The following is a 21,530-nucleotide window of genomic DNA, read 5'->3' on the forward strand; positions in this document are numbered from 1 at the left end:
GGTGCCCGCTCGTTCTCTTCCTCTTCCGCGCGCTTCGGTCTCGGCCATGTGTCGCACCCGCGCCGGGAAGGTTCGGGGTCGCGTCTGCCCACGCCCGGAAATGTTCGGGGTCGCGTGTGCCCGCGGGCATCCGGTTCGGGGCCGCGTGCGGTCGATGGATGCGCGAGTCGGCGACCACACGCGACCCCGAACCCGGCGATCGAGTCGCGCGCAGGATGCCCCAGGGTGCGACCGCGGGGGACTGCCGGGTTTTGTCCGGGCCCGATCTGGCCCGGTCGCGCGCGCCCCGCCTAGGCTGAAGGGGTGGCGCAGAGCATCTACATCACCTCCACGGAGGGCCTGTCCGGAAAGTCCACCATCGTCCTCGGGGCGATCGATGCGCTGAGCCGCTCGATCCCGCGCGTGGGGGTGTTCCGCTCCATCGCGCGGTCGACGAGCGAACGCGACTACGTGCTCGAGATGCTCCTCGATCACGTCGGCGTCGACCTGGACTACGACGAGTGCGTGGGCGTCACCTACGACGAGGTGCGTCGCGACGCGGATGCCGCGATGTCGAAGATCGTCGAACGCTTCAAGGCCGTCGAGGCCAAGTGCGACGCGGTCGTGATCGTCGGCAGCGACTTCACCGACGTCGGCTCCACGAGCGAGCTCGGCTACAACGCCCGGATCGCGGCGAACCTCGGTTCCCCGGTCCTGGTGGTGCTGAACGGCCGCGCGGACCAGGGCGACCGGCTCGGGGTGAGCGTCGCCCGCACGCCCGAGCAGTTGGGCCAGCTCATGTCGCTCGCCCTCACCGACATCACCCACCAGCGTGCCGAGCTGTTCGCCGTGATCACGAACCGTGCCGACCCGGCGCGGCTCGTCGAGATCGACGCGGCGGTGCGCGCCGTCGTCGAGGACGCGCCGGCCGTCGACGGCACGCGCGAAGCACCCGTGGGCGTGTGGGCGATCCCCGAGGACGTACTGCTGGTCGCCCCCGCCGTCCGCGACATCCTGCTGCGGCTGGACGGCACCCTGCTGCGCGGCGACGACGAACTGCTCACGCGCGAGGTGCTCGACGTGGTCGTCGCGGGGATGTCGCTCGACAACATCCTGCCCCGCCTGACCGAGGGGGCCATCGTGATCGTCCCCGCCGACCGCACCGAGGTGCTGCTGGGCCTTCTGCTCGCCAACTCGTCGGGCACGTTCCCCTCGATCTCGGGGATCATCCTGAACGGGCCGTTCCCGCTGCCCGGCCCCGTCCGCGAACTCATGGCGGGCCTCGACTCGTCGCTGCCGATCGTGCAGACCGATCTCGACACCTATGACACGGCCGTCCGCGTCATGGGCACGCGCGGTCGCCTCGCGGCCGGATCGCAGCGCCGCTTCGACACGGCGATCGCCCTGTTCGAGCAGAACGTCGACACCGAGGAGTTCGCCCGCGCTCTCGGCCTCGCGCATTCCGCCGTCGTCACCCCGCTCATGTTCGAGTACCAGCTGCTCGAGACCGCGCGTCAGGGGCGCAAGCGGATCGTCCTTCCTGAGGGCGGCGACGACCGGGTCCTCAAGGCGGCGGCGACCGTGCTGGCCCGCGGCATCGCCGACCTCACGATCCTCGGCGAAGAGGCCGACGTGCGCGGACGTGCCGTCGAGCTCGGACTCGACCTGTCGGCGGCGCAGGTGCTGAGCCCCTTCGACCCCGAGATCGTCGACCGCTTCGCGCGGGAGTACGCCGAGCTGCGCAAACACAAGGGCGTCACATACGAGAAGGCCGCCGACACCGTCACCGATGTGTCGTATTTCGGCACCATGATGGTCCACCTGGGGCTGGCGGACGGCATGGTCTCGGGCGCCGCGCACACCACCGCGCACACCATCCGTCCCGCCTTCGAGATCATCAAGACCCGGCCCGGCGTCTCGGTGGTCTCGAGCGTCTTCCTCATGGCGCTCGCCGACCGCGTTCTCGTCTACGGGGACTGCGCCGTCATCCCCGACCCCTCTTCCGCCCAGCTCGCCGACATCGCGATCTCGTCGGCCGAGACGGCCCGGGAGTTCGGCATCGATCCGCGCGTCGCGATGCTGTCGTACTCGACCGGCGAGTCGGGCTCGGGCGAAGACGTCGATAAGGTGCGCGCGGCGACGGCCATCGTCCGCGAGCGTGCCCCCGAGATGCTCGTCGAGGGTCCCATCCAGTACGACGCCGCCGCCGACGCCGCGGTCGCCAAGGCGAAGATGCCGGGTTCGGCGGTCGCCGGTCGCGCGACGGTGTTCGTCTTCCCCGATCTGAACACCGGCAACAACACCTACAAGGCGGTGCAGCGCTCCGCCGGCGCGATCGCGATGGGGCCGGTCCTGCAGGGGCTCAACAAACCGATCAACGATCTGTCGCGCGGCGCCCTCGTCGACGACATCGTCAACACCATCGCCATCACCGCGATCCAGGCTCAGGGAGCATCCGCATGACCGTCGTCCTCGTCATCAACAGCGGTTCGTCCTCGTTCAAGTACCAGCTGGTCGACGTCGAGACCGAGACGGCGCTCGCCTCGGGCCTGGTCGAACGCATCGGCCAGAGCGTGGGCGCAGCCCGCCACCAGGTCGGCGATGCGACCTACGATCGCGAGCTGCCGATCCCGGACCACACCGTCGGCTTCCAGGTGATGCTCGACGCGTTCGCCCAGAACGGCCCGTCGCTCAGCGAGTACGCACCCTCCGCCGTCGGGCATCGCGTCGTGCAGGGCGGCGCGCGCTTCTTCCACCCGACGATCATCGACGACCTCGTCGAGATCAACATCGACGAGCTCTCGGTGCTCGCCCCGCTGCACAACCCCGGCGCGCTACAGGGCATCCGCGCCGCACGGGATGCCTTCCCCGACCTCACTCACGTTGCGGTGTTCGACACGGCGTTCCATCAGACCCTGCCGCCGGCCGCCTACACGTACGCGATCGACCACACGATCGCGCGCAAGCACCGCATCCGCCGGTACGGATTCCACGGCACGAGCCACAAGTTCGTGAGCGAGGCCGCCGCCGACTACCTCGATCGGCCCCTGCGCGAGCTGAAGCAGATCGTGCTCCACCTCGGCAACGGCGCCTCCATCACCGCCGTCGACGGCGGTCACTCGGTCGAGACCTCGATGGGCCTCACCCCGCTCGAGGGACTCGTGATGGGCACGCGCTCGGGCGACATCGACCCCTCGGTCCTGCTCGTGCTCGCCCGCCGCGAAGAGCTGACCCCGGGCGGTCTCGACGAGTTCCTCAACAAGAAGAGCGGTCTGCTGGGCCTCACGGGTGTCTCGGACATGCGCGACATCGAGTCGCGCCGTGCCGAGGGGGCAGGGGCGGCGATGCTCGCCTTCGACGTGTACATCCACCGTCTGCGCGCGTACATCGGCGCCTACATCGCCCAGCTCGGCGGCGTCGACGTGATCTCCTTCACCGCCGGCGTGGGTGAGAACTCCGCGCTGGTGCGGGCCGAGGCGCTGGCAACCCTCGGGTTCCTCGGCGTGCACATCGACGCCGAGCGCAACGAGGCGCGCGAGCGCGGCATCCGTCGCATCTCCACGCCCGACTCCGCAGTCGAGGTCCTCGTCGTTCCGACCAACGAAGAGCTCGAGATCGCGCGGCAGACCCTGAGCGTCGCGATCCCCGCCTGACGGGGCTCGGCGCAGCGCCGGGGTTGCGCCGCCCGGAGTGCGGGCGGCGCCCCCTCCGGACACATGGCGTTCACACCCCGCCACTACGCTGAGAGCGTGGCAGACGCACTCCCCGACCTGACGACCTACGACGGCGTGCTGTTCGACCTCGACGGCGTTCTCACGCCGACGGCGGAGGTCCATATGCGCGCATGGCGGACGATGTTCACCGATCTGTTCGCGGCGTGGGGCATCGACCCGCCGTACACCGACGACGACTACTTCCGCTTCCTCGACGGAAAGCAGCGCTACGACGGCGTCGCCGGCCTGCTGCGCTCACGCGATGTCGAGGTGCCGTGGGGTGCGCCGGATGACCTCCCCACGGCCGACACCGTGTGCGGGATCGGGAACCGCAAGAACGAGGTGTTCGCCGCCACACTGCGGGCCGAGGGCATCGCCCCGTACCCGGGATCGCTCGCGCTCCTCGTGCGACTGCACGAGGCCGGCACCCCCATCGGCGTGGTCTCGAGCTCGAAGAACGCCGAAGAGGTGCTGACGGCAGCGGGCATCCGGGACTTCTTCCCCATCGTCATGGACGGCGTGGTCGCGGCGCGCGAGGGTCTGCGCTCGAAGCCCGAGGCCGACATGTTCGCCGCCGGCGCGCGGATGCTGGGCGTCGATCCCGCCCGCAGCGCCGCCGTCGAAGACGCGCACTCGGGTGTGCAGTCCGCCTCGGCCGCCGGGTTCGGCCTCGTCGTCGGCGTCGATCGCGGCGCCGGCGCGCAGGCGCTGCGCGAGCTCGGCGCGGATGTCGTGGTCGACGACCTCGCGGAGCTCGTCCGCTGATGGGGCCGCGATCCGCAGGAATGGACGGCATGGACCGTCGACGCTTCCCGGTCGATCCGTGGCGCCTCGTCGAGACCGAGTTCTCGCTCGACGACGTCGGCGTCACCGAGACGCTGTTCGCTCTCGGCAACGGCTACCTCGGCCTGCGTGGAAACCACCCGGAGGGGCGGCACGCGCACGAGCAGGGAACCTTCATCAACGGGTTCCACGAGACGTTCCCGATCCGTCACGCCGAGCAGGCCTACGGCTTCGCGGAGGTCGGGCAGACGATCATCAACGCGCCCGACGCCAAGGTCATGCGCGTCTACGTCGACGACGAGCCGCTCGCCTTCGACGTCGCCGACATCCGCGACTACGAGCACGCGCTCGACCTGCGCCGGGGGGTCATCACCCGCCGGGTGCGCTGGATGACCCCCAGCGGCAAGGATGTGCTCATCGAGAGCGATCGGATGGTCTCCTTCGAAGAGAAGCACCTCGCCGCGATGCGCGTCACCGTCACGGTGCTGAACGCGGATGCCCCGGTCACGATCAGCTGCCAGCTGATCAATCGGCAGGACGGCGAGGACGTGTACGGCGGTGCGGCTCCGGGCGGCGCGAGCGCGAAGAAGGCCGGCTTCGACCCGCGCAAGGCGGAGAAGATCCACGACCGCGTGCTGCAGCCGCAGGAGTACTGGCAGTCCGGGGGGCGTTCGGCCCTGTCGTACCGCGTCACCGAGTCGCGCATGACCCTCGCGGTCGTCGCAGACCATCTGATCGAGACCGAGAACGACTACTCGGCGCGCACGCTCGTCGAACCCGACATCGCCAAGAACGTCTTCCGCGTGCAGGCCCGGGCGGGCGTTCCGGTGACCGTCACCAAGCTCGTGAGCTATCACACCTCGCGCGGGGTTCCCGCGCGCGAACTCGTCGACCGAGGGCGTCGCACGCTCGACCGCGTCGAGGCCGAAGGCGTGCAGACGCAGTACGACCGCCAGGCGGCGTGGATGGATGCCTTCTGGCAGCGCTCCGACGTCGTCATCGGCGGACGCGACGACCTGCAGCAGGCCACACGGTGGTGCCTCTTCCAGCTCGCCCAGGCCGCAGCCCGCGCCGACGGCCAGGGCGTGCCCGCGAAGGGTGTGACCGGATCGGGCTACAGCGGTCACTACTTCTGGGACACCGAGATCTATGTCCTGCCCTTCCTCATCTATACGAGCCCCGTCTGGGCGCGCAACGCACTGCGCATGCGCTACCTGATGCTCCCGGCGGCCCGCAAGCGCGCCGGTCAGCTGAACGAGGCCGGGGCGCTCTTCCCCTGGCGGACGATCTCGGGCGAAGAGGCATCCGCCTACTACGCCGCCGGAACCGCGCAGTACCACATCAACGCCGACGTCAGCTTCGCGCTCGGCAAGTACGTGCGCGCAACCGGCGACGACGAGTTCCTCTATCGTGAGGGCGTCGACATCGCGGTCGAGACGGCGCGCCTGTGGGCGACGCTCGGGTTCTGGCGCTTCACCGAGGACGGTGAGCCCGAGGTCTTCCACATCCACGGGGTGACCGGTCCCGACGAGTACACGACGGTCGTCAACGACAACCTGTTCACCAACGTCATGGCCCGCTACAACCTGCGCTTCGCGGCGCGGATCGTGCGCGAGATGGCGGAGGAGGCCCCCGCCGAGTACGCCGCGATGGTGGCACGCCTCGGACTCGACGACGGCGAGCCGGATGCCTGGGATGCCGCCGCCGAGGCGATGCACATCCCGTACAGCGAAGCCCTGGGCATCCACCCGCAGGACGCGGTCTTCCTCGAGCGCGAGGTGTGGGACCTCGAGAACACGCCGACGGAGCAGCGTCCGCTTCTGCTGCACTTCCACCCGCTCGTCATCTACCGCTACCAGGTGCTCAAGCAGGCCGATGTCGTGCTCGCGCTGTACCTCCAGGGCAACCACTTCACCGACGACGAGAAGCTCGCCGACTTCGAGTACTACGACCCGCTCACGACGGGCGATTCGACTCTGTCCGCGGTCGTGCAGGCGATCCTGGCTGCCGAGGTCGGCTATCAGGATCTCGCCCTGCAGTACTTCGCGCAGTCGATCTTCGTCGATCTGGGCGACCTGCATCACAATGCCGCCGACGGCGTGCACGTCGCCTCGGCGGGTGGCGTCTGGACGGCGTTGGTCGCCGGTTTCGGCGGCATGCGCGACCACTACGGCGAGCTGTCGTTCGATCCGCGGCTGCCGAAGGACTGGCCCTCGCTGTCGTTCCCGCTGCAGTGGCGTGGCACGCCCCTGCAGGTGACGATCACGCGGCGCGAGCTGACCGTGACGGCGGGCGAGGGCGATCCGGTCGCCTTCTCCGTGCGCGGGCGCGACGTCGAGGTCGTCGGCGGAGCGACGGTCAGCGTGCCGCTCGCCGGGCAGGGGCCGGTCATCGCCGGCCGTCCGACGCTCGGCGACCTCGGGGAGTCGCTCCGCGAAGACGGGACGCTGCTGTCGGCGTCGGTCCCGAGCGCGACGATGACCACGAGCATTCCGGTGGTCACCGGCTCTCTGCCCGTATCGGAGCTCGCCCACCCGCGCGAAGAGCACGGGAACCTCGGCGTCGACTCCTGACGCCCGCTTCGCGCTGAGGCCGCCGACCCCGGGTCGCGGCCTCAGGCGACGTAGGGCGCGAGGCTCTCGGCGAAGGGGGAGAGCCGGGCGACGAGTGCCGGCGCGTCCACGATGCGGTGCCGCGGCCCGGCGAATGCGAGCGCGCCGGCGATCTCGCCGTCGGCACCGCGCAGCGGAACGGCCAGGCATCCGACCCCGGGCGTCGCACCGTCCATCCGGGTGACGCCACCGAGCCGCGCGAGCTCGGTCGCCGCGGCCTGCGCTGCCGGGCCGTCGCCGCCGGTGGCGACGAGCATCAGCACCCCGAGAGCGGAGTGCTCCGGGTCGCGGGCGAGGCGGACCGGGTCGCTCAGGGGGAAGTCCGGGTCTTCGTCGAGGATGTGCAGCCGTCCGTTCGTGTAGGCGGCCACGTGCACCCCACCGCGCAGCGTCGCCCGTGCCTCGGCGATCAACGTGCGCGCCGTCGTGGGCAGCCGCGCCGGCTGGACCGCCGCGGCGAGCTGCGTCACCTTCGCCTCCAAGGCGAAGCCCGACAGATCGGGCGTGCGCACCAGGTACTCGTCCTCGACGAGGAGGTTCAGCAGGCGATACGTCGTCGCGCGCGGCAGATCCAGGTGCGTGGACAGCTCGCGTGCCGTGACGCCCGCGCCCAGCTCCGCGACCGCTTCGAGCACCGTCAGAGCGCTGTGGATGGCGCGGGGCTGACGCGCCGACAGCGACGGTGCGCCCGCCTCAGCCATCCGGGTCGTCCCGCGCCACGCCACCCAGCACGGCATCGGCGACCGGCACGTCGTAGGCCCCCAGCGTGCCGAGCGGTCGCCGCAGGCGCCACGCGATCGCGATCGCGGCGACCACGGCGATCGCGATCGCCACGGCCATCGCGGGGCTGCCGGAGGACACGTCGGCGGCGGCGAATGCGACGACCGCGGCCAGCAGGGCGATGGCCGCGACCCACGACATGACGACCGCCGCCTGCGTCGACTCGCCGATCCGGCGCAGGAACACGGGCGCGGCGAGGCACACCAGAGCGTAGGAGACGATGTAGCCGACGCCTCCGATGGCGAGTGTGAGGTGCATCGCCGCCCGCAGGTCGACCCCCGTCACCGCGAGGGTGAGGGGGACGGCGACCACGATCGGCAGCGACACCGAGATCGCGCCGATGGGCGTGCCGTAGCGGGCGTGCGTGCGTCCGACGGTCGCGCCGAGAACGCCGTCTCGGCCCATCGCGAACAGCACCCGGGCGAGAGCAGTCGTCGATCCGATCGCGCACGCGAGGAAGGATGCCGCGATGCCGGCATCCGCCAGCACCGCCCATCCGCCCAGGCCGAAGGCGTTCGCGAGGTCGTTGACGGGCGAGGCGCTGCGCGAGAGGTCGCGCCCCAGTCCCGCGAAACCGGCCACCTGGGTGACCGCGGCGAGAAGGTACAGCACGAGCGAGACGATCACCGTCGCACGGATGGCGCGGGGGATCGTCCGCAGCGGCGCGCGCGCCTCGACCCCCAGCGTGGTGGCGCTCTCGAACCCGACGTAGGCCGTCAGTGCGATGAGAGCCCCCGCCGCGACGCCGAGGGCGGAGTCGGAACCCGAAGGCAGGAGCGATGCGGGGTCGATCGGTCCGATGCGCGTGAGCAGCAGGGTGAGCAGCGCGGCGATGAGCGCGACCGAGGCGAGCTCGACGACCAGGGCGACACGCGCGGAGAGGCGGATGCCCCGCACGAGGACGATCGTGAGCAGAGCCGACTCGGCGAGCACGATCGCGCCGATGCCGAGCGGGGTGTCGATCTCGGGCGTGATCGGGCGCAGCAGCAGCCGCGTGTAGTGTGCGCCGCCGAGAAGGGCGAACATCGCGATCGCGCCGTACCCCACGAGCACGGCGGCTCCCGTCGCCAGGCCGCCGCGCGGCCCGAAGCTGCGGGCCGCGTAGGTGTAGAGCGCGCCGCTGGCCGCGAGTCGCCGGGCGAACTGTCCGACGGTTCCCGCCATGAGCAGGCTCAGCACGCCGGCGACGAGGACCGAGACGACGACGGCTCCGGCCGAGACGCCGGCGACCAGACCGGTCACGGTCGTGGCAGCCGCCGCGGGTGCGACCGCCGACACCGACTGCGCCATGACGTCGACGAAGCCGACGCTCTGCCGGTCCAGGCCCTCCAGGGGAGAACGCCGACCGAACGCACGGACCGGCGCGGGATCGTGGATCGCACGCTCCAGAGCGGTCATCGATGCCTCCTCGCCGCTCGATGCTAGGCGGGCGCCGTTGCCCGGCGGCGTCCCGGGTGTTTCCGTGCGGTTTCCCCGAATGAGACGGCGCACGCCCGTGCTCCCGTTTGGGGTGCGCGAGCTTTCACGCTGCGGGAACGGGGGCGTGATGCGGCGGGACGAGCATCGCCTCATCGGATTTTTCCCGGCCCGACCCCAGAGAGGTCCCCATGACGAAACTCGATCCATCCGCCGCCGCGACGACCACGGCCGGCACCCGCACGCTGACCGGATCGCTGGGGGCGACCGCGATCGTCTTCATGGTGGTCGCCGCTGCGTCCCCGCTCACCGTCATCGGCGGCGCAGCCCCGCTGGGCATCCTTCTCGGCAACGGCGTCGGGTTCCCCGCACTGTACGCGGTCAGTGCGGTCATCCTGCTGCTGTTCGCCGTCGGTCTGTCGGCGATGTCGCGGCACATCCCCCGCCCGGGCGCCTTCTTCACCTACGTCGGATACGGCCTCGGCCGCTCGACCGGCCTCGCCGCAGCCTGGATCGCGATGCTCACCTACACCGCGATCCAGGTGTCGGTGTACGGCTACATCGGCTACATCCTCTCCTACACACTGCAGACCTACACCGGTGTGACGCTGCCGTGGTGGCTCATGGCCCTCGCGATCATCGGACTCGTCGGCATCCTCGGCTACCGCCACATCGACCTGTCCAGCAAGGTGCTCGGCGTGCTCCTGATCGCCGAGGTCGGCATCGTCGCGATCCTCGTGGCGGTCGTCCTCTTCCGTGCACCCGAGGGGCTGAGCCTCGCGCCGTTCCAGCCGTCGCAGGTCGTCAGCGGCTCGCCCGGCGTCGGCCTCATGTTCGCGATCGCGGCCTTCATCGGATTCGAGGCCACGGCCATCTTCCGCGACGAGGCGCGCGATCCCGACCGCACCATCCCGCGCGCGACGTACCTCGCCGTCATCGGCATCGGCGTCTTCTACACGGTCGCCTCGTGGGGCCTGGTCATGGCGTGGGGACCGAGCGGGGTGGTCGACGCCGCCGCGGCCGACCCCGGCAGTCTCATCCTGCGTACGATGGCGACCTACCTCGGCACCGCCGGCGAGGTCATCACGAACGTTCTCCTGATCACCTCGATGTTCGCGTGCGTGCTCTCCTTCCACAACGTCGTCACGCGCTACCAGCACTCGATGTCGACCGCCGGCGTCCTGCCCGAGCGTCTCTCGGGCGTCCACCACCGCCACCTCTCGCCGCACTTCTCCTCGCTCGTGCAGACCGTCACGGCTGCCGTGCTGGTGGTGGTGTTCGCCATCTTCCAGCTCGAGCCGGTGCTGCAGGTGTTCACGTGGTTCGCCGGCGTCGCGACCCTCGCGATCGCCGTGCTCATGGCGGTGACCTCCATCGCCGTGATCGTCTACTTCGCCCGCACGCGGCGTGACCGACGCCTCTGGAACACCGTCATCGCGCCCGCGCTCGGCTTCGTCGGGCTCGTGCTCTCGTCGGCGCTCATCGTCGCGTACTTCCCGATCATGGTGGGCGACATGGATGCCGACGGCGCACCCGTCTTCGGCGGCGTGAGCTGGTTCCTCCTCGGCCTCGTGGCCGTCTTCCCCCTCATCGGCTACGCGCAGGCGGCCTGGATCCGCACCCGCCGCCCCGCCGCCTACGCCAAACTCACCGACGCCATCGCAGGCTGACCCCCACCAGGAGATCACCATGACCCTCACCGACCCGACGATCGCCGCGCCCGCCGCTCGTGCCACCGTCCACCCGCTCGCCTCTCTGACCGCCGCCGAGATCGAGGCCGTGCGCGCCCTCGTGCTCGCCCTCCCGTCGACGACCGACCGGGTGCGCTTCGCCTACGTCGGCCTCGAGGAGCCCGCGAAAGGCGACATCCTCGCCTGGGAGGCGGGCGGGGCGCTCCCCGAGCGTCGCGTCCGGGTGCAGCTGCTCGACATGACGACGACCCGCTCGAGTGATCTCGTCGTCTCGCTTGCAACGGGCGAGATCCTCCGCGAGACCGTTCTCGACGGCACGGGCGGGCAGCTGCCCATCCTCGACGCCGAGTTCGAAGAGGTCGCGACGATCGCGAATGCCGACGCAGGCTGGATTGCGGCGCTCGCCGCGCGGGGACTGACCGTCGATGACGTCGTGCTCGTGCCGCTGTCCGCCGGGAATTACGGCTACGCGGCCGAAGAGGGGCGCCGCATCCTGCGCACGTTCGCCTTCCGACAGGATCACCCGAAGGACCACCCGTGGGCGCACCCCGTCGACGGCCTCACGGCCTACATCGACGTCGCCGCGCGCAGCGTCATCCAGATCGTCGACACCCCCGGCTTCGCCGTGCCCGACACGAGCGGCAACTTCGACGACCCGGAGCTCCAGGGCCCGCCGCTCGAGGGGCTGCGCCCGATCGTCATCACCCAGCCCGAGGGGGCGAGTTTCACTGTCGACCAGGAGCACGTCACCTGGGGTGACTGGGACCTGCGGATCGGATTCGACACCCGCGAGGGACTGATCCTGCGGCAGCTCAGCTTCCAGGGGCGGCCGGTCATGTACCGCGGCTCGATCAGCGAGATGGTCGTTCCCTACGCCGACCCTGCGCCGAACCGCTTCTGGCAGAACTACTTCGACACGGGGGAGTACCTCTTCGGGCGGTACACCAACGAGCTCGAGCTCGGCTGCGACTGCGTCGGAGACATCACCTACGTGGATGCCGTGCTCTCCGACGAACTCGGCCTGCCGCGAACGGTCCGCAACGCGATCTGCATGCACGAGGAGGACTTCGGCTCCCTCTGGAAGCACACCGACATCTTCACCGGGTCGAGCGAGGTGCGCCGTCAGCGGCGCCTCGTGATCTCGTTCTTCACGACCGTCGGCAACTACGACTACGGATTCTTCTGGTACCTCTACCTCGACGGCACGATCGAGTGCGAGGCGAAGCTCACGGGCATCCTGTTCACGTCGTCGTACCCGGGCGAGGGGTATCCGTTCGCGTCCGAGGTCGCACCGGGTCTCGGTGCGCCGTACCATCAGCACCTCTTCTCGGCGCGGCTCGACATGACCGTCGACGGGCTCGCGAACGTCGTCAACGAGATCGACGCCGTACGCCTGCCGATCTCGGCGACGAACCCGGCGGGGAACGCCTTCACGAAGAAGGTGACGCCGCTCCTCTCCGAGAAGGCGTCGGGCCGCGTCGCAGACGGGGCCGTGAACCGCGTGTGGCAGATTGCGTCGACGGAGCACACCACCTCGCTCGGCCAGCCGACGTCGTACGTGCTGTTTCCGACCGAGACACCGGTGCTGCTCGCCGACGACGCGTCGTCGATCGCGGCGCGGGCCGCTTTCGCCACGAAGAACCTGTTCGTGACGAAGTACGACCCCGACGAGCGCTATGCCGCGGGTGACTTCGTGAACCAGCATCCGGGCGGCGCGGGCATCCCGGCGTTCATCGCCGGTGACGAGCCGCTCGTCGGCGAGGACGTCGTGCTGTGGCACACCTTCGGCCTCACGCACTTCCCTCGCAACGAGGACTGGCCCGTCATGCCGATGGACTACGCGAAGTTCACGCTCAAGCCGTACAACTTCTTCGAGCGGAACCCGACCCTGCACGTCCCGGCGCCGCGGTCGTCGCATTGCGCCCCGCGGCATGCGCACGGCACGGCCGCGCACGACGCGGAAGGGCACGCGCACGGCGGCGATGCGCACCCGGCCTCGTCCGACCACGGCGACGCCGGTCACGCTCACCACTGCTGAGATCGTGACGCCGCACCTGCTCGCGCTCGCGCCCGCCGCGGTCGGACTGTGCTGTCTGGCAGCCGACCGCCGGCGGGCGCGGGTGCGCGAGGTCGCCGCAGGCCTCGTGATGATGATCGCGATGATCGACTCGGCGGTCGGGCACCTCGTGCCGCTCGTCTGGTGGGTCGCCCTGCTCCTCGCCACCACCATGGCGCTCGCCGCCTCGCACCGCCGATCACGCCTCGCACACGGCGCAGGGAGCGGTCCGGTCCGCGGCACCGAGGCGACGATGGTCGCGCATGCCGCCGGCGGCATGGTCGTGATGGCCGCGCTGCTGCTCGCGATGGCGGCCGGCGGCGCCGCGGCCAGTACCGGGTCGGGCCTCGGGGTCGCGGCGCACGCGCACGGCGGTTCCGGGGTGGGAGCGTCGGCGGCGGAGATCGGCGTGCTCGGCGTGACCCTCGCCGGCGTCTACGTCGTGGCATCTCTCGTCGTCATCGCGCGCTCCCGCTCGCGTCTAGACCGCGGTCAGTACGCGGCGATGGCGGTCTCGGCTGGGATGATGGCATGGGGCCTCGTGCTCTGAGCCGCGCCCGGGCCCGCCGGGTCCGCCCGGGCCGGCTGGGTCCGCCGGGCCACCGGGCCCGCCGCGCGCCGGGGGCCGCCTCGGCCCCAGGCCGGGGGCGCCGGGGCGCGCCCGTTCACAACTCCGGAGTTCTGCCGCGGGACGCCGGATCAGTGGGCTCCGGCGGCCGCCTCCGTCGATTTCTCCGGAGTTGTGGACGCGACGATCGCCCGGACCGCGTCGCGCCCGGCGCGGTTGGCTCCCACCGTCGACTGCGACGGGCCGTAGCCGATCAGGAACAGGCGCGGCTCGTCGAGCGCGCGCCCGTTCGCGACGCGGACGCCGCCGGCCGAGGTGCGCAGCTGCAGCGGCGTGAGGTGGCCGATATCGGCGCGGAAGCCGGTCGCCCACAGGATGGCATCCGCGCGTTCGAACGAGCCGTCCGGCATCCGTACGCCGTCCTCTTCGATCGACGCGAACATCGGATGCCGCACGAGCACCCCGCGCACCCGTGCCGACTCCGACCAGGCGGTGCGGTGTTGACCGGTGATCGAGATGACGCTGCCGGGTGGCTCGCCGCGGCGCACGCGCTCCTCGACCCCCGCGATGGCGGCGATTCGTGCCGCGGTGTCGAACTCGGCCGCATCCCAGCGCACCTCGCGCCGGGTCACCCAGAACGTCTCGGCGACGTGCGAAATCTCATCCAGCAGCTGCACGGCGGAGATCCCGGCGCCGACGATGAGGACGCGGAGCCCGGCGAACTCGGCCGCCGAGACGTAGTCGTGCACGTGCAGCTGACGGCCGCGGAACCGCTCCGCTCCGGGGACGTGCGGCCAGAACGGGCGTCGCCAGGTGCCCGTCGCGTTGATGACGTATCGCGCCGACCACACGCCTGTGCCGGTCTCGACGAGCAGCCGTCCCTGGGGATCGGCGTCGGCGCGGCGCACGGCCCGCACGCGCACGGGGCGCCGCACCCGCAGATCGAATCTCTCCTCGTAGGCGGCGAAGTACGCGGGCAGCACGTCGCGCGCGGCGGCAGCGGGATCGGCGGCAGGCACGGCGTAGCCGGGCAGCTCGTGGATGCCGTTGACGGTGGCCATCCGCAGCGAGTCCCAACGGTGGCGCCAGGCCCCGCCGGCGCCGTCGTCGGCATCGAGGACGACGAAGCGACCCTCGTCGCCCGGGGCGTCGTCGACGGGGGAGTAACCCCGGCGTCGCAGGTGATAGGCGGCCGAGAGTCCGGCCTGCCCGGCGCCGATCACGACGACGTCGACGGGCTGCGGATCCACGACTCGTGCAACGGCGCACGGGCGCGCGGTGTTCCCACCGGCGGCTGAGCCGATGTCGCAGGCACGCCGTAGTCTGTTCTGGTGACCACCGCCCTGTATCGCCGCTACCGGCCCGAGAGCTTCGGCGAGATGATCGGCCAGGCCCAGGTCACCGAGCCGCTCATGACGGCACTGCGCGGCGACCGGGTCGGCCACGCCTACCTGTTCAGCGGTCCCCGCGGATGCGGCAAGACGACGTCGGCGCGCATCCTCGCGCGATGCCTCAACTGCGCGCAGGGGCCGACCGACACTCCCTGCGGCACCTGCGACAGCTGCGTCGAGCTCGGCCGCGGCGGCGGCGGATCGCTCGACGTGGTCGAGATCGACGCGGCATCCCACAACGGTGTGGACGACGCCCGAGACCTCCGCGAGCGCGCGATCTTCGCGCCGGCGCGTGACCGTTTCAAGATCTTCATCCTCGACGAGGCGCACATGGTCACCCCGCAGGGGTTCAACGCGCTGCTGAAGCTCGTCGAAGAGCCGCCCGAGCACGTGAAGTTCATCTTCGCGACGACCGAGCCCGAGAAGGTCATCGGCACGATCCGCTCGCGCACCCATCACTATCCGTTCCGCCTCGTGGCGCCGGCGGCGATGCTCGAGTACGTCGAGCAGCTGTGCGCCGAAGAGGGCGTGCAGGTCGAGGCCGGAGTCCTTCCCCTCGTCGTCCGCGCCGGCGGCGGGTCGCCCCGCGACACGCTCTCGCTGCTCGACCAACTGATCGCAGGGTCCGACCCGTCCACGGGTGCCGGCGGAGCGGATGCGACGCTCGTGCGCTACGAGCGGGCGGTCGCTCTGCTCGGGTACACGCACGCCGAGCTCCTCGACGAGGTCGTCACCGCCTTCGGTGCCTCCGATGCTGCGGCGGCGTTCGCCGCCGTCGACCGGGTGCTGCAGACCGGGCAGGACCCGCGCCGTTTCGTCGACGACCTGCTCGAGCGGCTGCGCGACCTCATCATCGTGGCCGCCACGGGAGAAGGGGCCGCGGCGGTGCTGCGCGGCACGCCCGCGGACGAGCTGGAACGCATGTCGCGTCAGGCGGCCGCATTCGGAACAGATCGGCTCTCGCGCATCGCCGACCTCGTCGTCGGCACCCTCGACGACATGAACGGGGCGACCTCTCCCCGCCTCCAGCTCGAGCTGCTCGTGGCGCGCGTTCTCACCTTCTCGACCGCGGGGCTGTCGACCGGCGGCGCGGCGATCGCCGCGGCTCCGGCCGGCTCCGTTCCGTCCGTCTCTCCGGCGGCGGCCACGGGTGCGCCTGCCCCGCGACCGGCCGCCCCGGCGGAGGCCGCGCGCGCGCACGATTCGGGGGAGTCGGCCTCGGTCGTGCGCGGAGCGTCGACCACACCCGAGATCGCACCTCCGGCATCCGTCCCCGCCGCTCCGGCGGTCGCACCCGTGGTGCCGGTCGCTCCGGTCGTCCCTGCGGGACCCGTGACCTTCGACCAGCTGCGCGATGCGTGGCCCGAAGTTCTGCAGCGACTCGAAGGGGTGAGCCGGTCGTCGTGGATGCTCGCGACCGCCGCGACGCCGCTCGCGTACGCCGACGACGTTCTGACCCTGGGCTTCCAGAGTCAGGCGGACGTCGCCGCGTTCAAGAAACTCGCCGCCGGCAAGGGGCCCAGCGAGGACCTTCGCGGCGCGATCCTGGACGTTCTCGGCGTCCGCGTGAAGTACGTCGCTCGGCACGACGGTCCTCCGCCTCCGGCGAGCGGGTCTGCGGCCCCCACCGGTCCCGGCGACCCGACCGGTCCGGCCGGCTCCGACGGGGGCGAGACCGGGACCCGCGGCCCTGGACCGGGTGGTGTGACCCCGGCAGGCGGAGCGCCCCGCGGCACCTCTCCCGCGAACCCGGGCCCCGGCCCTGCTGCCCGCGACGGCGGAGCGTCGGCACCGCGTGGCGGTGCATCGGCGGCGCCGGTCGCTCCGGTCACGGAGTGGGCGGTCGCGACGATTCCCACCGGCGAGCCGGACGTCGCCGCGCCACCGCAGTTCGCAGTCGACGACGAGCCCGACGACATCGCACCCGCGCGGGCGTTCCAGATCGAGCGCGAGGGCGAGGTCATCCCCGATTCCGACGTTCCGCCGGACGACGACGATGCCCTGCCGCCACCCGACGATCACGGGTACGCGCCGCCGCGCGTCCCCGCGCCCACCGAGCGTCGTCCGGTCGCGTCGGTCTCACCGCCGGCCGCATCGTCAGCGTCGCCTTCGTCGCGGTCGAACCGGATCGAGCGGGTGGGCGAGGCCGTCGTGCGTCAGGTGCTCGGGGCGACCTTCGTGCGCGAAGAGCCGCACGTGACGGCGACGAGGTTCAGCTAGCCCATGTACGACGGCATCGTCCAAGACCTCATCGACGAGTTCGGCCGGCTTCCGGGCATCGGCCCGAAATCCGCCCAGCGCATCGCGTTCCACATTCTGCAGACCCCCACCTTCGACGTCGCGCGACTGTCGCAGCTGCTCGGCGAGCTGCGTGAGCGGGTGCGCTTCTGCGAGGTGTGCGGCAACGTCAGCGAACAGGAGCGCTGCGCGATCTGCCGGGATCCGCGCCGCGACGGCACGCTCATCTGCGTCGTCGAAGACGCCAAGGACGTCTCGGCGATCGAGCGCACGCGCGAGTTCCGCGGGCTTTACCACGTGCTGGGGGGAGCGATCAGCCCGATCGCCGGCGTCGGCCCCGATGAGCTGCGCATCACCCAGCTCATGCAGCGTCTGGCCGACGGCACCGTGCAAGAGGTGATCCTCGCGACGAACCCGAATCTCGAAGGCGAGGCGACGGCGACCTATCTCAGCCGTCTGCTGCATTCGCTCGAGATCCGCGTCACGCGACTCGCCTCCGGCCTTCCTGTCGGCGGCGACCTCGAGTACGCCGACGAGGTCACCCTCGGCCGCGCCTTCGAAGGCCGCCGCAGCATCTGAACCCGTGTTCGGCGCGCACCGTTCGTTCTCGTGCGCGGCACCTGTCGTCCATCTTGTTCGGACATCCTGTGTGCATGAGCGGCGAGATCCTCATTCTCATCCTCGTGATCGTCACGGCCATCGCCTTCGACTTCACGAACGGATTCCACGACACCGGCAACGCGATGGCGACGTCGATCGCGACGGGCGCGCTGAAGCCCAAGGTCGCGGTGACGATCTCCGCGGTCCTGAACCTCGTGGGCGCGTTCCTGTCCGTCGAGGTCGCGACGACGATCACGAAGGACGTCCTGAAGATCCAGACGAGCTCCGGCGGGCTCGTCGAGGGGCTGAGCGGCGAGACGGCGATGACGATCATCTTCGCCGGCCTCGTGGGCGGCATCGTCTGGAACCTCCTGACCTGGCTGCTGGGGTTGCCCTCGAGCTCGTCGCACGCCCTCTTCGGCGGCCTGATCGGAGCCGGCCTCGCGGGTGCCGTCGCGATCAACTGGGAAGGCATCATCGCCAAGATCATCGTCCCGGCGTTTCTCTCACCGGTCATCGCGGGTGCGGTCGCGGCCCTCGGCACGTTCCTCGTCTACGCCCTGACCCGCGGCGTGGCGCGCAAGCGACGCGACGCCGGGTTCCGCTGGGGCCAGATCGGCACGGCATCCCTCGTCTCCCTCGCCCACGGCACGGGCGACGCGCAGAAGACGATGGGTGTCATCGCGCTCGCCCTGATCGCGCACGGCTCGCTGTCGACGCAGAGCATCGAGCAGGACGGCCTGCCCGTGTGGATCATCTTCGTGTGCGGGGCGGCGATCGCCCTCGGCACCTATCTGGGCGGCTGGCGGATCATCCGCACGCTCGGCAAAGGGCTGGTCGAGATCGACTCGCCGCAGGGCATGGCCGCCGAGGCATCCTCGGCCGCGATCATCCTCACCTCGAGCTCGATGGGCATGGCGCTGTCGACGACGCACGTCGCGACCGGATCGATCCTCGGTTCGGGCGTCGGAAAGCCCGGCGCGCAGGTGCGCTGGGGTGTCGCGGGGCGCATGGCCACGGCGTGGCTCACCACGATGCCGGCAGCGGCGATCGTCGGCGCCCTGTGCTACTTCGTGGCCAACGGCATCGGGGGCGTCGCCGGCGCGATCGTGGTGTTCGCTCTGCTGGTGGCGCTGTCGGTCGCGCTGTACCTGCGCAGCCGCCGCCAGCCGGTGCACGCCGGCAACGTCAATGAAGAATGGGACGGCGGCCTCGTTCCCGCCGGCTCGCAGCAGACGCCGGTGGCGTGAGCGAGGATCGGAGAGACGATGGACATCCACTGGGCAGACATCCTCCTTGCGGCGGTGCGCGTTCTGATCGTGGGCGCACTGTTCGGTGCGGGCCTTCCGGCGCTGTTCGCGCTCGGGCTGCGCCTGCAGGCGACGGGTGCGGGTGAGACGGATGCCGAGGGCGCTGCGACGGCCCGGCGCCCGGCGGCCACGGCGACGGCTTACGTTCTATTCGGCGTGGTGATCGTGGCGGTGCTGCTCGGAGTGCTCTTCATCACGCGGCACAGCCTCAACCACTACTTCGGCATCTCGGTCTTCGGGGGCTGAGGTGGCAGAGGGAATCGGCGCCGCGATCCTGCGCTGGCTGCGTGCCGGCTATCCGGAGGGCGTTCCCCCGACCGACTACTATCCGTTGCTCGCGCTGTTGCGCCGCACCCTGAGTTCCGCAGAGTTCGAGGCCGTCGTCGAGGCCCTCGAGACGCGCGACGACGCGGTCGTTCGGGTGAGCGACATCCGTGCCGCGATCGAGCACGTCACCTCCGAGCCGCCGGAAGAGGCGGACATCCGCCTCGTGGCGTCACGGCTCGCGGCCGCGGGGTGGCCGCTCAGCGGCTCCGCGAGGCAGTGGGCGGAGCCCGAGGCGCCCGTGCCGCCGGCCGGTCCCGGGCTCATCGAGCGTGTGCTCGCGTGGCTGCGTCGGGGCTACCCCGAGGGCATCCCCGCGTCGGACTACGTGCCGATCCTCGCCGTACTCCGTCGCCGGCTGAGCGACGACGAGGTCACCCGTATCGCGGACGCCCTCGTCGCGATCGGCGCCGAGCGCGGTGAGGTGTCGGTGGTCGACGCGCGCGTGCTCATGAGCAAGGTCCTCGACGACCTGCCTTCCGACGAAGACCTCGCCCGCGTCGAGGAGCGGTTGACGGCAAGCGGACTGGTCCTCGACCGCCCCGGCGGGGCATGACGTCGCGCATGGCGCGGGCGGCATCCGCCTCTCTCTAAGATGGTGCGGTGGGGCCGGTGGTCCCGCATCCTCTTCCACGCCCACACACGCCGGGAGTTCCACACGTGGCGCTGATCGTCCAGAAGTACGGCGGCTCGTCCGTCGCCGACGCCGAGAGCATCAAGCGCGTCGCGAAGCGCATCGTCGACACCCGTCGCGCGGGCAACGACGTCGTCGTCGCCGTGAGCGCGATGGGTGACACGACCGACGAGCTGCTCGACCTCGCGCACGACGTCGCGCCCATCGCGAACCCGCGCGAGCTCGACATGCTGCTCAGCTCGGGGGAGCGCATCTCGATGGCGCTGCTCGCGATGGCCATCCACTCGATGGGATTCGAGGCGCGGTCGTTCACCGGCAGCCAGGCCGGCATGATCACGACCGCCGACCACGGTTCGGCGCGCATCGTCGACGTCACGCCGGTGCGTCTGCGCGAAGCGCTCGACGAGGGCGCGATCGTCATCGTCGCCGGGTTCCAGGGCTTCAACCGCGACACCCGCGACATCACGACCCTCGGACGCGGCGGGTCCGACACGACCGCCGTCGCGCTCGCCGCGGCGTTGAAAGCCGACGTCTGCGAGATCTACAGCGACGTCGACGGCATCTTCACGGCCGACCCGCGCGTCGTGCCGAAGGCGCGAAAGCTCGACGTCGTCACCTCTGAGGAGATGCTCGAACTGGCCGCGAACGGCGCGAAGGTGCTCTACATCCGCGCCGTCGAGTACGCCCGTCGCCACGGCGTCATGATCAACGCCCGCTCCAGCTTCAGCTCCGGCCCCGGCACGTTCGTGCTCGGCCCGGGCATGACCGTTCCCGCCGGTCTGGCACCAGCCCCCACAGAGGAGTCCGCAATGGAAGAGCCCATCGTCGCCGGTGTCGCCACCGACCTCGGCCAGGCCAAGATCACGGTCATCGGCGTGCCCGACGTGCCCGGCAAGGCCGCCGAGATCTTCACCGTCGTCGCCAAGAGCGGCGCGAACGTCGACATGATCGTGCAGAACGTGTCGGCCGCTGCGACCGGTCGCACCGACATCTCGTTCACGGTGCCGAAGTCGGATGCCGCCATCGCCCTGCGCGCGCTCTCCGCCGAGCAGCCCGGCATCGGCTTCGAGAGCCTCGTGCACGACGACCAGATCGGCAAGCTGTCGGTCGTCGGTGCCGGCATGCGCACGCACTCGGGCGTTTCCGCGACCCTGTTCGAAGCGCTGTCGACCGCGGGCGTGAACCTCGAGATGATCTCGACCTCCGAGATCCGCATCTCGGTCGTCGTCCGCGGCGACGACCTGGCGGGCGCCGCTCGGGTCGTCCACACGGCGTTCGGCCTCGACGCCGACGCCGAGGCGGTCGTCCACGCCGGCACCGGCCGCTGACGCGACATCCGCTCGATCGCCGCCGCCCACGGCCGCATCGCGCGGTCGAGTCGGCAGGAAACCGTCTCTCGTCGGCAGGGACGCACGCCTCAGACGCGGATGCCCGG

16 protein-coding genes are annotated in these 21,530 nt (G+C 71.0%); 13 read left to right on the forward strand and 3 right to left on the reverse strand.

The window, feature by feature from the left end:
* Window positions 1-303 precede the first annotated feature (303 nt).
* From pta to JOE64_RS03880, 4 genes are all read left to right on the forward strand, one after another.
* Complete coding sequence (pta, locus tag JOE64_RS03865; protein WP_204963038.1) at window positions 304-2,442, forward strand: phosphate acetyltransferase; 2,139 nt, start codon at window positions 304-306, stop codon at window positions 2,440-2,442.
* Window positions 2,439-3,632, forward strand: a complete 1,194-nt coding sequence (locus JOE64_RS03870; RefSeq protein WP_204963039.1) for an acetate/propionate family kinase — start codon at window positions 2,439-2,441, stop codon at window positions 3,630-3,632. Before pta ends, JOE64_RS03870 begins: the two co-directional genes overlap by 4 nt.
* Before the next feature lie 96 nt (window positions 3,633-3,728).
* Window positions 3,729-4,457: an HAD family hydrolase gene (locus JOE64_RS03875; protein WP_271202448.1), complete on the forward strand. Its 729-nt coding sequence runs from the start codon at window positions 3,729-3,731 to the stop codon at window positions 4,455-4,457.
* A 29-nt stretch (window positions 4,458-4,486) separates the two neighbouring features.
* The gene (locus JOE64_RS03880) at window positions 4,487-7,048 is read left to right on the forward strand and encodes a glycoside hydrolase family 65 protein (protein WP_204963041.1); all 2,562 of its coding nucleotides are present in this window, start codon (window positions 4,487-4,489) and stop codon (window positions 7,046-7,048) included.
* Between the two features lie 41 nt (window positions 7,049-7,089).
* On the opposite strand, the gene JOE64_RS03885 is transcribed toward JOE64_RS03880, so the two are convergent.
* Both JOE64_RS03885 and JOE64_RS03890 read right to left on the reverse strand, forming a co-directional pair.
* Window positions 7,090-7,788 carry a helix-turn-helix domain-containing protein gene (locus tag JOE64_RS03885; protein ID WP_204963042.1) on the reverse strand — a complete coding sequence of 233 codons (699 nt, stop codon included), beginning with the start codon at window positions 7,786-7,788 and terminating at the stop codon, window positions 7,090-7,092.
* Complete coding sequence (locus JOE64_RS03890; RefSeq protein WP_204963043.1) at window positions 7,781-9,265, reverse strand: APC family permease; 1,485 nt, start codon at window positions 9,263-9,265, stop codon at window positions 7,781-7,783. The genes JOE64_RS03885 and JOE64_RS03890 overlap by 8 nt, the downstream gene beginning before the upstream one ends.
* A gap of 209 nt (window positions 9,266-9,474) precedes the next feature.
* Here JOE64_RS03890 and JOE64_RS03895 point away from each other — a divergent pair, with 209 nt between their 5' ends.
* The 3 genes from JOE64_RS03895 to JOE64_RS03905 are packed head-to-tail and all read left to right on the forward strand — an operon-like array spanning window position 9,475 to window position 13,580.
* The gene (locus tag JOE64_RS03895) at window positions 9,475-10,953 is read left to right on the forward strand and encodes an APC family permease (RefSeq protein ID WP_204963044.1); all 1,479 of its coding nucleotides are present in this window, start codon (window positions 9,475-9,477) and stop codon (window positions 10,951-10,953) included.
* Between the two features lie 19 nt (window positions 10,954-10,972).
* Entirely contained in the window at window positions 10,973-13,012 is a 2,040-nt protein-coding gene (locus tag JOE64_RS03900) for a primary-amine oxidase (RefSeq protein WP_239531696.1), read from the forward strand.
* Window positions 13,013-13,016: 4 nt separating this feature from the next.
* Window positions 13,017-13,580 carry a hypothetical protein gene (locus tag JOE64_RS03905; protein ID WP_204963045.1) on the forward strand — a complete coding sequence of 188 codons (564 nt, stop codon included), beginning with the start codon at window positions 13,017-13,019 and terminating at the stop codon, window positions 13,578-13,580.
* A gap of 149 nt (window positions 13,581-13,729) precedes the next feature.
* Here JOE64_RS03905 and JOE64_RS03910 read toward each other — a convergent pair whose 3' ends face one another.
* Window positions 13,730-14,848: an NAD(P)-binding domain-containing protein gene (locus JOE64_RS03910; RefSeq protein ID WP_204963046.1), complete on the reverse strand. Its 1,119-nt coding sequence runs from the start codon at window positions 14,846-14,848 to the stop codon at window positions 13,730-13,732.
* Between the two features lie 81 nt (window positions 14,849-14,929).
* Between JOE64_RS03910 and JOE64_RS03915 the strand changes: the two genes are divergently transcribed.
* The 6 genes from JOE64_RS03915 to JOE64_RS03940 all read left to right on the forward strand — a co-directional run bounded on the left by JOE64_RS03915 (window position 14,930) and on the right by JOE64_RS03940 (window position 21,423).
* Window positions 14,930-17,209 (forward strand): DNA polymerase III subunit gamma and tau, encoded by a 2,280-nt coding sequence (locus tag JOE64_RS03915; protein ID WP_204963047.1) that lies wholly within the window; start codon window positions 14,930-14,932, stop codon window positions 17,207-17,209.
* A 3-nt stretch (window positions 17,210-17,212) separates the two neighbouring features.
* On the forward strand, window positions 17,213-17,806 hold the full coding sequence (recR, locus tag JOE64_RS03920; RefSeq protein ID WP_204963048.1) for a recombination mediator RecR: 594 nt from the start codon (window positions 17,213-17,215) through the stop codon (window positions 17,804-17,806).
* 74 nt (window positions 17,807-17,880) lie between these two features.
* A complete protein-coding gene (locus JOE64_RS03925) occupies window positions 17,881-19,077 on the forward strand; it encodes an inorganic phosphate transporter (RefSeq protein WP_204963049.1) in 1,197 nt (398 codons plus the stop codon).
* Between the two features lie 18 nt (window positions 19,078-19,095).
* Window positions 19,096-19,383, forward strand: coding sequence for a hypothetical protein (locus tag JOE64_RS03930; protein ID WP_204963050.1), 288 nt, complete (start codon window positions 19,096-19,098; stop codon window positions 19,381-19,383).
* A gap of 1 nt (window position 19,384) precedes the next feature.
* Complete coding sequence (locus JOE64_RS03935) at window positions 19,385-20,017, forward strand: DUF3349 domain-containing protein (protein ID WP_204963051.1); 633 nt, start codon at window positions 19,385-19,387, stop codon at window positions 20,015-20,017.
* 104 nt (window positions 20,018-20,121) lie between these two features.
* Window positions 20,122-21,423 (forward strand): aspartate kinase, encoded by a 1,302-nt coding sequence (locus JOE64_RS03940; protein WP_204963052.1) that lies wholly within the window; start codon window positions 20,122-20,124, stop codon window positions 21,421-21,423.
* The last annotated feature ends 107 nt before the right edge of the window (window positions 21,424-21,530 follow it).

The organism is Microbacterium dextranolyticum, assembly GCF_016907295.1.
GTDB lineage: Bacteria > Actinomycetota > Actinomycetes > Actinomycetales > Microbacteriaceae > Microbacterium > Microbacterium dextranolyticum.

What these genes read in the sequence shown, in the direction of transcription:
- JOE64_RS03870 (WP_204963039.1), top strand. Translation starts at nt 2,439, where the DNA reads ATGACCGTCGTCCTCGTCATCAACAGCGGTTCGTCCTCGTTCAAGTAC.
- JOE64_RS03880 (WP_204963041.1), top strand. Translation starts at nt 4,487, where the DNA reads ATGGACCGTCGACGCTTCCCGGTCGATCCGTGGCGCCTCGTCGAGACC.
- JOE64_RS03885 (WP_204963042.1), bottom strand. Translation starts at nt 7,788, where the DNA reads ATGGCTGAGGCGGGCGCACCGTCGCTGTCGGCGCGTCAGCCCCGCGCC.
- JOE64_RS03890 (WP_204963043.1), bottom strand. Translation starts at nt 9,265, where the DNA reads ATGACCGCTCTGGAGCGTGCGATCCACGATCCCGCGCCGGTCCGTGCG.
- JOE64_RS03895 (WP_204963044.1), top strand. Translation starts at nt 9,475, where the DNA reads ATGACGAAACTCGATCCATCCGCCGCCGCGACGACCACGGCCGGCACC.
- JOE64_RS03900 (WP_239531696.1), top strand. Translation starts at nt 10,973, where the DNA reads ATGACCCTCACCGACCCGACGATCGCCGCGCCCGCCGCTCGTGCCACC.
- recR (WP_204963048.1), top strand. Translation starts at nt 17,213, where the DNA reads ATGTACGACGGCATCGTCCAAGACCTCATCGACGAGTTCGGCCGGCTT.
- JOE64_RS03925 (WP_204963049.1), top strand. Translation starts at nt 17,881, where the DNA reads ATGAGCGGCGAGATCCTCATTCTCATCCTCGTGATCGTCACGGCCATC.
- JOE64_RS03930 (WP_204963050.1), top strand. Translation starts at nt 19,096, where the DNA reads ATGGACATCCACTGGGCAGACATCCTCCTTGCGGCGGTGCGCGTTCTG.